Below are 13,586 nucleotides of genomic sequence, written 5' to 3' on the forward strand. Positions count from 1 at the left end.
CCTTTGCACCCGCTCCGCATCCGCCCGCCCCGGAAATCGGCCGCCTGCCGCCGGCGCGGGAGCAGAGCGGCGCGGCACGGATCGCCGCGGCTCCTGTTCCGGCGCGACACTGCCCGTTGCCTGCCGGCTGTGCAATCCCGCTTTTTCCGATGCCCAAAGCCGGTTTTCGCCATCACAGGGTTGAAATCCGACCCCTTTCACGCCCATTTGCGGGGGGACTATTCCAAAAACGACCGAGGGGACAGGATGAAGGCGCTACTTCGTATCGAGAAACTTTTTCAGCACGAGGCGGCAGGCGGGATTGTCCTGATGCTGGCGACGGTGCTCGCCTTCCTGACCGCGAATTCGAGCCTGTCGACGCTCTACACCGATGTGCTGGATACGAAGTTCTCCGTCCTTCTGGGCGATGACGGCCTGTCCAAGCCGCTGATCCTGTGGATCAACGACGGTCTGATGGCGGTGTTCTTCCTGCTGGTCGGGCTGGAACTCAAACGCGAGGTCGTCGAGGGCCGGCTGAAGAAACCCGCGAATGTGGTGCTGCCCGGGGTGGCGGCGCTTGGCGGCATGCTCGCCCCGGCGCTGATCTTCCTCGCCTTCAACTGGAGCGATGCGGCCAATGCCAAGGCCTGGGCAATCCCGACCGCGACCGACATCGCCTTTGCCGTGGGCGTCGTCGCGCTCCTTGGCACCCGGGTGCCGGCGGGGCTGAAGATCTTCCTGCTCACCCTCGCCATCCTCGACGACCTCGGCGCGATCCTCGTCATCGCGATCTTCTACACCGAACATCTGAAGACGCATTATCTGCTGCTCGCGCTGATCCCGATCGCGCTGATGCTGCTGCGCAACCTGACCGGTGGCCACCGGCTGGCGCCGACGCTGATCCTCGGCACCGTGCTTTGGGTGCTGGTGCTGAAATCGGGCGTGCATGCCACGCTCGCGGGTGTCGTCACCGCCTTCTTCATCCCGCTCAAGGACCGCTACGGCAAATCGCCCGCGCATGCGCTCGAACACGCGCTGCACCCTTACGTGATGTTCCTGATCGTGCCGATCTTCGCCTATGCGAATGCCGGGGTGAACCTCTCGGGCATGGGCATCGGCGACCTGTTCCAGCCGCTGCCGCTCGGCATCGCGCTCGGCCTCGTGCTCGGCAAGCAGCTCGGCGTCTTCGGCGCGACCTGGGCGATGGTGAAGCTCGGCGTCGCCCGCCTGCCCGCCGCCACCTCCTGGGTGCAGCTCTACGGCATCGCCTGCCTCGCCGGCATCGGCTTCACCATGTCGCTCTTCATCGGCTCGCTGAACTTCGAGACCGACGACAAGATGAACGCGGTGCGCATGGGGGTGCTTGCGGGCTCGCTGATCTCGGCGGTGCTGGGCTATGCGGTGCTGCGCATCGCAAAGACCGACCCCAATGCCGCCGATGAGGACGAGGACGCCTGAGGCGCCCGGGACGGGACCGGGGCGCAGGCGCCCTTCCCGCTTCCAATTGCCCGAAATATCCCGGGGGGTGAATTTGCTGAAAGCAAAGAGGGGGGCAGCGCCCCCCTCTTCCTGTTTCGGGGACGCCCCGTGCGGGGGCGTCACAGTCTGGCCCGTTGCCCTCAGGCGCGGGCGGTGCGGATGATGTCGAGGATCTCGCGCGCCGCGGCCGGGATGTTGGTGCCGGGCCCGAAGATCGCCTTCACCCCGGCGGCCTTCAGGAAGTCATAGTCCTGCTGCGGAATGACGCCGCCGCAGATCACGATGATGTCGCCCGCACCCTTTTCCTTCAGCGCCTCGATCAGCTTCGGCGCCAGCGTCTTGTGGCCCGCGGCCTGCGACGAGATACCGACGACATGCACGTCGTTGTCGATCGCGTCCTGCGCCGCCTCTTCCGGGGTCTGGAACAGCGGCCCGACGTCGACGTCGAAGCCGATATCGGCAAAGGCCGTCGCGATCACCTTGGCGCCGCGGTCATGGCCGTCCTGGCCCATCTTCACGACGAGCATGCGCGGACGGCGGCCTTCTTCCTCGGCGAAGGTCTCGACGTCCTTCTGGATCTGCTCGAAGCCCGCATCGCCCTCGTAGGCCGCGCCATAGACGCCGGCGAGCGTCTTCACCTCGGCCCGGTGACGGCCGAACACCTCTTCCATCGCCATCGAGATCTCTCCAACCGAGGCGCGCGCACGCGCCGCATCCACCGCGGCCTCCAGCAGGTTGCCGCCTTCCTTGGCACGCCGGGTGATCTCGGCGAGCGCCGCCTGGCAGACCGCCTCGTCCCGCGTCGCCCGCATCTTGGTCAGCCGCGCGATCTGCGCCTCGCGGACCTTGACGTTGTCGATGTCGAGAATGTCGATCGGCTCTTCCTTGGCGAGACGATACTTGTTCACGCCGACGATCACTTCCTCGCCGCGGTCGATCATCGCCTGGCGCTTGGCCGCCGATTCCTCGATCTTCAGCTTCGGCATGCCCGAGGCCACGGCCTTGGTCATGCCGCCCATTTCCTCGACTTCCTCGATCAGCTTCCACGCCTCGTCGACCAGCTGCGCGGTCAGGCTTTCGACGTAGTAGCTGCCCGCGAGCGGATCGACGACATGGGTGATGCCGGTCTCTTCTTGCAGGATGAGCTGGGTGTTGCGCGCGATGCGGGCCGAGAATTCGGTCGGCAGCGCGATCGCCTCGTCAAGCGCGTTGGTGTGCAGCGACTGCGTGCCGCCAAGCGCCGCGGCCATCGCCTCGTAGGCGGTACGCACGACGTTGTTGTACGGGTCCTGCTCCTGCAGCGAGACGCCCGAGGTCTGGCAGTGGGTGCGCAGCATCGACGAGCCCGGCTTCTTCGGGTTGAACTCGGCCATGACACGCGACCACAGCAGACGCGCCGCGCGCAGCTTCGCCACTTCCATGAAGAAGTTCATGCCGATCGCGAAGAAGAACGACAGACGGCCGGCGAAGGCGTCGACGTCCATGCCGCGGGCGAGCGCCGTGCGGACATATTCGCGGCCGTCGGCGATGGTGAAGGCCAGCTCCTGCACCAGGTTCGCGCCGGCTTCCTGCATGTGGTAGCCCGAGATCGAGATCGAGTTGAACTTCGGCATCTCGTTCGAGGTGTATTCGATGATGTCCGCGATGATCCGCATCGAGGGTTCGGGCGGATAGATGTAGGTGTTGCGGACCATGAACTCCTTGAGGATGTCGTTCTGGATCGTGCCCGAGAGCTTCTCGCGCGGCACGCCCTGCTCCTCGCCGGTGACGATGAAGTTCGCCAGCACCGGGATAACGGCGCCGTTCATCGTCATCGAGACCGAGACTTTTTCCAGCGGGATGCCGTCGAACAGGATCTTCATGTCCTCGACCGAGTCGATCGCGACGCCCGCCTTGCCGACGTCGCCGACGACGCGCGGGTGATCGCTGTCATAGCCGCGGTGCGTCGCGAGGTCGAAGGCGACCGAGACGCCCTGCTGCCCGGCGGCCAGCGCCTTGCGGTAGAAGGCGTTGCTCTCCTCGGCGGTCGAGAAGCCCGCATATTGCCGGATCGTCCAGGGACGGCCCGCATACATCGTGGCGCGCACGCCGCGGGTGAAGGGCGAGAAGCCCGGCAGGGTGCCCAGATGCGGCAGCTCTGCGGTGTCCTCCTCGGTATAGAGGGGCTTCACCTCGATCCCTTCGAGCGTGTTCCAGGTCAGGCTGTCGAGCGGCCGGTCCTTGAGCTCCTTCTGGGCAAGTTTGGCCCAATCCTCTTTCTTGTTCGTCATCGAACGATCCCTTCTCTCAGCACCGCCCGGCCGGGGCCGGGTGGCGTCCCTTCAACCCTGCAGCCGCAGCGACGCCTTGCGCCACGGTCACGCTCCTCACCCCCGGCCCCGTCAACGGGCGGCCGGAAAATCCTTCGGCCCCCGCGCCGGGCCATGGCCCCCGCGCCGGCAAGCCCCTATAGTTGCCCCGAGGAGGCCCCGCATGAGACCCCGCATCAGACCCCGCATCAGACCCTTGTGCCTTTTGGCAGCAGCATCTTTCGCGCTGATGACGGTGCTGGCCCCGGCCCGTGCCGAAGACCCCGCCGACACCCCCGCGGCCGCGCCCGCCTTCGCCCCGGTGCCCGGGGCCGAAGCCGATCTTGCCACGTATGTCTGGAAAAAGCGCCCCGTCGTCGTCTTTGCCGACAGCACGGCCGACCCGGCCTTCGCCGAGCAGATGACCGCGATTGCCGAGCGCTGGCCGGATCTGGCGGCGCGCGACGTCGTCGTCATCACCGACACCACGCCCGAACCGATGAGCGCGCTGCGCCGCAAGCTGCGCCCGCGCGGCTTCTCGCTGGTGCTGATCGAGAAGGACGGCACCATCGCGGCGCGCAAGCCCCTGCCCTGGAGCGGGCGCGAGATCATCGGCGCGATCGACAAGATGCCGATCCGGCGCGAGGAGATCCGGCGCGGTGCCGGCAGCGGCATGACCACGGGATACTGACCCGAAAATGACGCCGGGGGCCTTGCGGCCCCGCGGCAGGTCGGAACGCATGCGCCGGCGGCCGCCGGGGCGGCGGGGCACTCGGCCCCCCTCCTCCGCGACGACCGCCGTTGCATCATTCGAACTCCATGATGATGTCGTCGACCTTGAGCGAGGCGCCGGGCGCCGCGTTGATCTTCTTCACCACGCCCGCACGCTCGGCCTTGAGGATGTTCTCCATCTTCATCGCCTCGACGGTGGCCAGCGCCTGACCTTCCTGCACCTCCTCGCCCTCGGCGACCGAGATCTTCACGATCAGGCCGGGCATCGGGCAGAGCAGATACTTCGAGGTGTCCGGCGGCAGCTTCTCGGGCATCAGCTGGGCAAGCTCGTGGGCGCGCGGGGTGCGGATGTGCACCTTCAGATCCGCGCCGCGCACACGCACGCGGAAGCCCATCGGGATCAACCCGACCTTCAGCACCAGCGGGTGGCCGCCGACGTCGAGCGTGGCGAGCGAATGGCCCGGCACCCAGTCCGAGGTGACGCGCTTGTGGCCGCCGTCATCCTCGAAGGTGATGGTCGAACCGTCGCGGTCCGCCGCCACGTTCAGATGGTATTCGCGGCCCTGCAGCGTCACCACCCATTCGTCGCCGACCTTGCGCTCGTGGTTGCCGAGCGTGCCCGAGATTCGGGTCTGACGGATTTCGGTGACGCGGTTCATCGCCGCGACCGCCGCTGCCACGTTGCGCAGCGTCTCCTCGTCGAGCTCGACGCCGTGGAAGCCGTCCGGATATTCCTCGGCGATGAAGGCGGTGGTGATGTTGCCCTTGATGAAGCGGTCATGGTCCATCACCGCCGCGACGAAGGGCAGGTTGTGACCGATGCCCTCGACCTCGAAGGTGTCGAGCGCAAGCCGCATCTCCTCGATCGCCTCGAGGCGCGTCGGCGCCCAGGTGCAGAGCTTGGCGATCATCGGGTCGTAATACATCGAGATCTCGCCGCCCTCGAACACGCCGGTGTCGTTGCGCACGATGCCACCGCGCGGCGTCGGGCCCTCGACCGGCGGGCGGTACTGGGTCAGACGGCCGATCGACGGCAGGAACTTGCGATAGGGGTCTTCGGCATAGAGCCGGCTTTCCATCGCCCAGCCGTTGATCTTCAGGTCGGCCTGCTTGAACGGCAGCTCGCGGCCATAGGCGACGTTGATCATCTGCTCGACCAAGTCGATGCCGGTGATCAGCTCGGTGACCGGATGTTCCACCTGCAGACGGGTGTTCATCTCGAGGAAGTAGAAGTTCTTGTGCCCGTCGACGATGAATTCCACGGTGCCGGCCGAGGTGTAGCCCACGGCCTTCGCCAGCGCCACGGCCTGCTCGCCCATCGCCTTGCGCGTCGCCGGGTCGAGGAAGGGCGAGGGCGCCTCTTCGATGACCTTCTGGTTGCGGCGCTGGATCGAGCATTCGCGCTCGTGCAGATAGACGCAGTTGCCGTGCTTGTCGCCGAGCACCTGGATCTCGATGTGGCGCGGCTGGGTCACGAACTTCTCGATGAAGATGCGGTCGTCACCGAAGCTCGACGCGGCCTCGTTCTTCGAGCTTTCAAAGCCTTCGCGGGCTTCCTGCTCGTTCCAGGCGATGCGCATGCCCTTGCCGCCGCCGCCGGCCGAGGCCTTGATCATCACCGGATAGCCGATCTCGTTCGAGATCTTCACCGCTTCCTCGGCGTCGGCAATGAGCCCCATGTAGCCCGGAACGGTCGAGACGCCGGCTTCCTTGGCCAGCTTCTTCGAGGTGATCTTGTCGCCCATCGCCTCGATCGCGCCCGAGGGCGGCCCGATGAAGACGACGCCTTCCTTCTCCAGCGCCTCGGCGAATTTCATGTTCTCGGACAGGAAGCCATAGCCCGGGTGCACCGCTTCGGCGCCGGTCTTGCGGATCGCGTCCATGATCTTGTCGATCACGATATAGGACTGGTTCGCCGGCGACGGGCCGATATGCACCGCCTCGTCGGCCATCTTCACGTGCAGCGCGTTCGCGTCAGCGTCGGAATAGACGGCAACCGTCTTGATCCCCATCTTGCGCGCCGTCTTGATCACGCGGCAGGCGATCTCGCCGCGGTTTGCGATCAGGATTTTCTTGAACATGTCAGTCCCTTCCCTCCAGGCGCGGGAAATCGTTCCGCGCCTTCTCAACATGATTGGTGATGTGATCCCCGAGAACGCACAATGCCACCGGGGGCTGTCCCCCGGTGGCATTGCTGGTCGGATGGCGTCGAGCGGCCGCGCCGGGGCGGGCCGTCAGAATGGTCTCAGTAGCCGCGCTTGTTGCACAGGCCCACGTCGTCGCACAGCGCACCGCCGGCCGCGCCGATCGCCGCACCGGCGATCGCGTTGTTGTCGGTCGCATCGGCGACGACGGCACCCGCCGCGGCGCCGGCAAGGGCGCGCTGGCCGTCGGTTTCCATGCAGCCGGCCAGAGCGGCACCAGCGAGCAGGGCGAGAAGAATCGGGGATTTGCGCATGTCGGAACACTGCCTCCATCGGGGGTTGTTATTGCGACGGAACCTAACGCAGCCCGATGTGAAGAAAAGTGCAATTCGCGCTCCCCCTCGGCCCGATCGGCAAGCCACCGCCGATGCGCGTCGGCATCGGCAAGGCGGCGCCGATCGGCGCGGAAACGGGGGTGCGGTCCGGCCGCAAGGCCGAACCGCGACGTCAAGGAAGGGGTGGGGATGTGAGACCGGGCGCCCGACTGGAAACGGGGGCTGGCCATGGGACGAGACTGCGCCGCCCGCACGGCTTTGGCAAAGCCATTCCGCCCGGCGAAAAGCCGGTCGGCGGCAAGCTGCCCATGGTGCGGAAGGAGCGGCGTGCTCATGACCAGTCGTCCTCGTCGTCGCCCTCGTCCCAGCTGAACGCGTCGGGATCGGAGAAGACCTCGGGGAACGAGGCCTGCGCGCGTTTCACGTCGATCTGCAGCAGCTGGTCATAGGACGCCGGGTCGAAGGGTTCCTCGGCGGCCACGACCTCGCGCCCGATCAGCCAGCTCAGCCGGCCGGCGTCGAGATTGCCACGCTCGAAGGGTTCCTCGCCGAAATAGTCCCACAGCGCGGCCATGAAGCCCGCGTCCGCCCGGCGGTCGGCCGGGGCGCGATCCTTGTAGCGCTCGCGCCGGATGATCTTCGTCGGGCCTTCCTTGTTCGCCCGCCGGATCGTGAAGTGATAGTCGGTGCCGGGCAAACGCCCGGGAAATCCGCGATGTTTCAGCATGTTCTGCCCTCCTGACGGATCAGTTCGCACGTCCGCGGTGCCGAAGGCAACCATTGCGACGCGCGACGGGAGGGCAGCCGGTCGCCGCGGCACAAGGCCTGGGCGGCGACCCGCGAAAAGCCGGGGGCGGCAGCGACGCCCCGCCCCCGGATCAGATCACTTGTATTTGCCGGTGTAGGTCGGTTCGGTCGTGACGGCCGGAGCGACCGGCTCGGTCTTCGGGGCGCAGGCGGCGACGAAGGCGAGCAGAGCAACAGCGATGAGAGCTTTCGACATTTTGTTCTCCAATGGGGCTGGAGCTGCCGCGGCGCAATCTTCCGCGGTTCCTTTTCCCCGATCATGCCAAGAGCCGGATGATTCCGGCCCGGTGTCACAATATCTTGCGTTTTCAGGGCGAAGAAGTGGCAAGATGCAATCTGCAGCCGCTGTGGCGCGGCCGCATCATTCCGATGCGGAAAAGCCGCAAGGCAAGCCGGCATGCGGCGCGGCGCCCGCGCGCCCGCCCCCTGCCCTGCTTTCCGGCTCCTCCCGCCACGCATCAGAACAACTCCCAAACGCAGGCCCCGTCCTCGATGGAATAGGCCTCGAAATACTGCACCGCGTCGTCATCGGTCTCCCCGAAGGGGACAAGCCGGTCCGACAGGCTGATGATGATCTGCGCCGGCCTCGATCCGGTTTCGGGCACGCGGGACAGTGCGAATCCATCGCACAACGCCTGCATGTCCGCCTGGGCCGCCTCCTGCGAGATCGGGCTCCCGCCCCCGATTCCGGGAGCGAGAAAGCGGAACCGAAGGGTCAGCCCGGCGGGCCCCTGCGAATCCCGGATCGTCTCGATCCAGTGCACCTCCTCGCCGGAAGGCACCGGAACCGGTGCGCCCTCCCCCGCCGCCCCGGCGGAGGCGGGCCAGGCAGGCACGATCCCGGTCAGGATGACGAGTGCCATCCCGCTCAGGCGTCGCATCTGCCCGGCCACGCGCCCCATTCCGCGCCCCTCAGAGCGGAATGTTGTCGTGCTTCTTCCAGGGATTCGCGAGCTTCTTCGAGCGCAGCGAGGCGAAGGCCCGGGCGACACGGCGACGGGTCGAATGCGGCATGATCACCTCGTCGATGAAGCCACGCTCGGCCGCCACGAAGGGGTTCGCGAAGCGGTCCTCGTAATCCTTGGTGCGCGCCGCGATCTTCTCGGCATCGCCCAGTTCCGAGCGATAGAGGATCTCGACCGCGCCCTTGGCGCCCATCACCGCGATTTCGGCGGTCGGCCAGGCATAGTTGAAGTCGCCACGCAGGTGCTTCGAAGCCATCACGTCATAGGCGCCGCCATAGGCCTTGCGGGTGATGACGGTGACCTTCGGCACGGTCGCCTCGCCATAGGCGAAGAGCAGCTTCGCGCCGTGCTTGATGACGCCGCCATATTCCTGGCCGGTGCCGGGCAGGAAGCCGGGCACGTCGACAAAGGTCAGGATCGGGATCTCGAACGCATCGCAGAAGCGCACGAAACGCGCGGCCTTGCGGCTCGAATCGATGTCGAGGCAGCCCGCCAGAACCATCGGCTGGTTCGCGACGACGCCCACGGTCTGGCCCTCGATGCGGATGAAGCCGGTGATGATGTTGCCGGCGTAATCCTTCTGGATCTCGAAGAAATCGCCCTCGTCGGCGATCTTCAGGATCAGTTCCTTCATGTCGTAGGGCTGGTTCGGGTTCGCCGGGATCAGGGTGTCGAGGCTTTCCTCGACGCGCTTCACGTCGTCGAAGAAGGGACGCACCGGCGCCTTCTCGCGGTTCGACAGCGGCAGGAAGTCGATCAGGCGGCGGGTCTCGGCGATCGCCTCGACGTCGTTCTCATAGGCGCCGTCGGCGACCGAGCTCTTGCGGGTATGGGTCGAGGCGCCGCCCAGTTCCTCGGCGGTGACGATCTCGTTCGTCACGGTCTTCACCACGTCGGGGCCGGTCACGAACATGTAGGACGAATCCTTCACCATGAAGATGAAGTCGGTCATCGCCGGCGAATAGACCGCGCCACCGGCGCAAGGCCCCATGATCAGCGAGATCTGCGGCACCACGCCCGAGGCCATGATGTTCTTCTGGAAGACCTCGGCATAGCCCGCGAGCGAGGCGACGCCTTCCTGGATGCGGGCACCGCCCGAATCGTTCATGCCGATCACCGGCGCGCCGTTCTGCAGCGCCATGTCCATGATCTTGCAGATCTTCTCGGCATGGGTTTCGGAGAGCGAACCGCCGAACACGGTGAAGTCCTGCGAGAAGACATAGACCATGCGGCCGTTCACCGTGCCCCAGCCGGTGACCACGCCGTCGCCCGACACATGCTCGGCTTCCATGCCGAACTCGGTGCAGCGGTGCGTCTTGAACATGTCGAATTCTTCGAACGAGCCTTCGTCCAGCAGCAGTTCGATACGCTCGCGCGCGGTCAGCTTGCCCTTCTTGTGCTGGGCGTCGATGCGGCGCTGCCCGCCGCCAAGACGCGCAGCCGCGCGCCGATCTTCAAGCTCGCTCAGGATATCTTTCATGGGGTCCCCTCCGACGTTTGGCGCACCGTATACTTGCGCAAGATTATTACAAAGCGGATTTGCGAAAATTTGCAAATTGTTGGCAGCGCCTCGCGTGCGAATTGCATATTCGCGAATTTCGGCGCCGACTCCTCCCGCCTTCCGCTTCGACCTGACGCAAGGTGATCCTGCCGGAAAGGACATGCAACCCCTTGCTTGCACGTCGCTCTCCGCCGTTGCGAAGGCTCTGGCGAGAGCGGCCGCGGCGCGCTAAGCCGAGCTGTCTCCCCTCGTCGCAGGTCCGCCATGTCGCTTCCCGCTCCGCTCATCACCGTGCTGCTGCTCACCGCCTCGAACCTGTTCATGACGGTCGCCTGGTATGGCCATCTGCGCTTCAAGTCGGCGCCGCTGATCGTCGCGATTCTGGTCAGCTGGGGCATCGCCTTCTTCGAATACCTGCTGCAGGTGCCGGCGAACCGGATCGGCTATGGTGCCCTGTCGGCGGCGCAGCTGAAGACCATCCAGGAGGTGATCTCGCTCACCATCTTCGTGCTGTTCAACGCCGTCTGGCTGGGCGAGGCGATCACCTGGCGCACCGTCGCGGGCTTCGTGCTGATCGTCGCGGGCGTCGCGGTGATCTTCACCGGCCGCAGCTGAGCCTCCCTGCCCCGCGCCCAGGCATCTTGTGCCGACACATTTCCGCGATGGACAAAGCCCGCCCCGGCCCCTAGCGCTGAGCCATGGCCTTCCTGAACCGTCGCTCCCCGCCCCAGATCGTCACCCTCGTGCTTGTCTCCGGGCTTGCCGCGCTCAGCATGAACGTGTTCCTGCCCTCGCTGACCGGCATGGCGCGGCATTTCGGCGTGGATTACGCGGTGATGCAGCTCGCCGTCTCGGCCTATCTCGGGGTCTCGGCGCTCCTGCAACTGGTGATCGGGCCGATCTCCGACCGCTTCGGCCGGCGCCGGGTGCTGCTCGCGGTCTATGCCGTCTTCACCCTCGCCTCGCTCGGCACGCTTCTGGCGCCCTCGGCCGAGACCTTCCTGGCCGCGCGTTTCGCGCAGGCGGTGATCGCCACCTCCTTCGTGCTGTCGCGCGCCGCGGTGCGCGACATGTTCCCGGGGCCCGAGGCCGCCTCGATGATCGGCTATGTCACCATGGGCATGGCGCTGGTGCCGATGGTCGGGCCGGTGGTGGGCGGCTTTCTCGACGTCGCCTTCGGCTGGCGGGCAAGCTTCCTGCTGCTCTTCGTTCTCGGCGCCCTCACCCTTGCCCTTGTCTGGGCCGATCTGGGCGAGACGCTGAGCGCAGGCGGCGTTCCCTTCCGCGACCAGCTGGCGGGCTATCCGGTGCTGCTGCGCTCGCACCGGTTCTGGGGCTATAGCCTGTCCGCGGCACTCGCCTCGGCGGTCTATTTCGCCTATCTCGGCGGCGCCCCCTTCGTCGGCGCGCAGGTCTTCGGGCTCAGCCCGGCCGAGGTCGGCTATTTCTTCGCAGTGCCCGCGAGCGGCTATGTGATCGGCAATTTCCTCTCGGGCCGCTTCGCCACGCGGCTCGGCATGGACCGGATGGTGCTGATCGGCTCCGCCTTCGCCACTGCCATTCTCGCGCTCTCGCTCGCGGCCGAGGCGGCGGGCCTGCACCACCCGGTGCTCTTCTTCGGCACCGTCGGGCTGACCAGCATCGGCAACGGGCTGTCGCTGCCCTCGGCCAATGCCGGGATGATGAGCGTGCGGCCCGAGCTTGCCGGCACCGCCTCGGGCCTTGGCGCGACGCTGACGATCGGTGGCGGCGCCATCGTTTCCTCGGCCGCCGGGCTGATCCTCGGCCCGGGCACCGGCGCGCTGCCGCTTGTCATGCTGATGGGGCTGTGCTCGGCAGGCTCGGTCGCGGCGATCGGCTGGGTCTATCACCGCCGTCGCCGCCTCGGGATTTGACGCCGAAGTTTTGCAAAGCTACGACTCGCTTTGCAAAGGGAGGGCGCGATGGCGACTCAGAAACTTTACGCCGGGGTGAAGCTGCGCGAGACGCGGGCGCGACTCGGTCTGACGCAGAAGGCCTTCGCCGACCGGCTGGGCGTTTCGCTGCCCTATCTGAACCAGATGGAGAACAACCACCGCCCGGTCTCGGCCACGGTGGTGCTGGCGCTGGCGGGCGAGTTCGGGCTCGATGTGACCGAGCTGTCGGCAGGCGATGCCGAGCGGCTGGTCAGCGACATGCGCGAGGCGCTCGCCGATCCGGTCTTTGCCGATGGCGCCCCGCCGCTCGCCGATCTGCGGCTTGCCGCCTCGAACGCGCCGGCGCTGGCGCGGTCGTTTCTCGAGCTGCACCGCGCCTATCGGCAGGCGCATGAACGGCTTGCCTCGCTCGACGAGGCCCTGGGCCGCGAGGGCGCGCAGACGGTCGTCAGCCCCTGGGAAGAGGTGCGCGACTTCTTTCACTATTGCGACAATTACCTCGATGCGGTCGACCGCGCGGCGGAACGCTTTTCCTGCCCCGGTGGCAACAGGATGGACCCGATCCCCCGGGCCATCGAAGCGCTGGCCAAGCGTGGGGTCGACGTGCAGTTTTCCGACATTTCGGCGCTGCGCACCCGCGAAGGCGAGACGCTGCGCATCTCCTCGCATGCCGTGCGGCCGACCCAGGCCTTCCAGCTCTTGCATCAGGTCGCGCTCATCACCCAGAACGAGCTGATCGACGCCACGCTCGACCTTGCGCGCTTCCAGTCCGAGACCTCGCGCGCCATCGCCAAGATCGGGCTGGCGAACTATTTCGCCGGCGCCGCGCTGATGCCCTACCGCGCCTTCCTCGAGGCCGCGCAGGAGACCCGCCACGACCTCGAGCGCCTCGCCGACATCTTCGGCGCCTCGATCGAGCAGGTGGCGCACCGGCTCTCGACGCTGCAGCGGCCGGGGGCGAAGGGCATCCCCTTCTTCTTCGTCCGCGTCGATCAGGCCGGCACCATCACCAAGCGTCACTCGGCGACACGGCTGCAATTCGCCCGCTTCGGCGGCGCCTGCCCGCTGTGGAACGTGCACCAGGCCTTCGAGACGCCGACCCGCTTCCTGCGCCAGCTTGCCGAGACCCCCGACGGCGTGCGCTATCTGTGCCTGGCGCGCGACGTGTCGAAACCCGGCGGCTCCTTCACCGCGCCGGTGCGGCGCTATGCGATCTGCCTTGGCTGCGAGGTCAGCCATGCCCGCGGCCTCGTCTATGCCGACGACATGGAACTGACGAACCCCCGCGCCTATCAGCCGATCGGCATTTCCTGCCGGATCTGCGAGCGCAAGGATTGCCACCAGCGCTCGGTGCCGCCGCTGGAACGGCGCCTGCGCGTCGACCCGGACCGGCGCGGCCTGCTGCCCTATGACATCGCCTGACGGAAAAGGCCCCGGGTT

The 13,586-nt window shown here is 66.8% G+C and carries 11 protein-coding genes; 5 read left to right on the forward strand and 6 right to left on the reverse strand.

The genetic code is table 11. The features are described from left to right. Positions 1 to 246 precede the first annotated feature (246 nt). Positions 247 to 1,437 carry a Na+/H+ antiporter NhaA gene (gene nhaA, locus AC0QTQ_RS14485; protein WP_480257153.1) on the forward strand — a complete coding sequence of 397 codons (1,191 nt, stop codon included), beginning with the start codon at positions 247 to 249 and terminating at the stop codon, positions 1,435 to 1,437. A 161-nt stretch (positions 1,438 to 1,598) separates the two neighbouring features. Here nhaA and scpA read toward each other — a convergent pair whose 3' ends face one another. Beyond that, a complete protein-coding gene (scpA, locus tag AC0QTQ_RS14490) occupies positions 1,599 to 3,728 on the reverse strand; it encodes a methylmalonyl-CoA mutase (protein ID WP_480257154.1) in 2,130 nt (709 codons plus the stop codon). A 268-nt stretch (positions 3,729 to 3,996) separates the two neighbouring features. On the opposite strand from scpA, the gene AC0QTQ_RS14495 reads away from it, so the two are divergent. Then, positions 3,997 to 4,437, forward strand: a complete 441-nt coding sequence (locus AC0QTQ_RS14495; protein WP_480257155.1) for a DUF4174 domain-containing protein — start codon at positions 3,997 to 3,999, stop codon at positions 4,435 to 4,437. A 115-nt stretch (positions 4,438 to 4,552) separates the two neighbouring features. On the opposite strand, the gene AC0QTQ_RS14500 is transcribed toward AC0QTQ_RS14495, so the two are convergent. From AC0QTQ_RS14500 to AC0QTQ_RS14520, 5 genes are all read right to left on the reverse strand, one after another. Further along, positions 4,553 to 6,559 carry an acetyl-CoA carboxylase biotin carboxylase subunit gene (locus AC0QTQ_RS14500; RefSeq protein WP_480257156.1) on the reverse strand — a complete coding sequence of 669 codons (2,007 nt, stop codon included), beginning with the start codon at positions 6,557 to 6,559 and terminating at the stop codon, positions 4,553 to 4,555. Positions 6,560 to 6,723: 164 nt separating this feature from the next. Next, the gene (locus AC0QTQ_RS14505; RefSeq protein ID WP_128149400.1) at positions 6,724 to 6,936 is read right to left on the reverse strand and encodes a hypothetical protein; all 213 of its coding nucleotides are present in this window, start codon (positions 6,934 to 6,936) and stop codon (positions 6,724 to 6,726) included. Positions 6,937 to 7,288: 352 nt separating this feature from the next. Then, a complete protein-coding gene (locus AC0QTQ_RS14510) occupies positions 7,289 to 7,684 on the reverse strand; it encodes a hypothetical protein (protein ID WP_480257157.1) in 396 nt (131 codons plus the stop codon). Between the two features lie 538 nt (positions 7,685 to 8,222). Further along, positions 8,223 to 8,666 carry a DUF6497 family protein gene (locus AC0QTQ_RS14515; protein WP_480257158.1) on the reverse strand — a complete coding sequence of 148 codons (444 nt, stop codon included), beginning with the start codon at positions 8,664 to 8,666 and terminating at the stop codon, positions 8,223 to 8,225. Positions 8,667 to 8,676: 10 nt separating this feature from the next. Next, on the reverse strand, positions 8,677 to 10,209 hold the full coding sequence (locus AC0QTQ_RS14520; protein ID WP_480257159.1) for an acyl-CoA carboxylase subunit beta: 1,533 nt from the start codon (positions 10,207 to 10,209) through the stop codon (positions 8,677 to 8,679). Between the two features lie 285 nt (positions 10,210 to 10,494). Between AC0QTQ_RS14520 and AC0QTQ_RS14525 the strand changes: the two genes are divergently transcribed. From AC0QTQ_RS14525 to AC0QTQ_RS14535, 3 genes are all read left to right on the forward strand, one after another. Continuing rightward, on the forward strand, positions 10,495 to 10,845 hold the full coding sequence (locus AC0QTQ_RS14525; RefSeq protein WP_121532871.1) for a DMT family protein: 351 nt from the start codon (positions 10,495 to 10,497) through the stop codon (positions 10,843 to 10,845). Between the two features lie 83 nt (positions 10,846 to 10,928). Further along, positions 10,929 to 12,125 carry a multidrug effflux MFS transporter gene (locus AC0QTQ_RS14530; RefSeq protein ID WP_480257160.1) on the forward strand — a complete coding sequence of 399 codons (1,197 nt, stop codon included), beginning with the start codon at positions 10,929 to 10,931 and terminating at the stop codon, positions 12,123 to 12,125. A gap of 48 nt (positions 12,126 to 12,173) precedes the next feature. Further along, positions 12,174 to 13,568: a helix-turn-helix domain-containing protein gene (locus AC0QTQ_RS14535; protein ID WP_480257161.1), complete on the forward strand. Its 1,395-nt coding sequence runs from the start codon at positions 12,174 to 12,176 to the stop codon at positions 13,566 to 13,568. The last annotated feature ends 18 nt before the right edge of the window (positions 13,569 to 13,586 follow it).

Source organism: Paenirhodobacter sp. YD-8, from assembly GCF_056590935.1.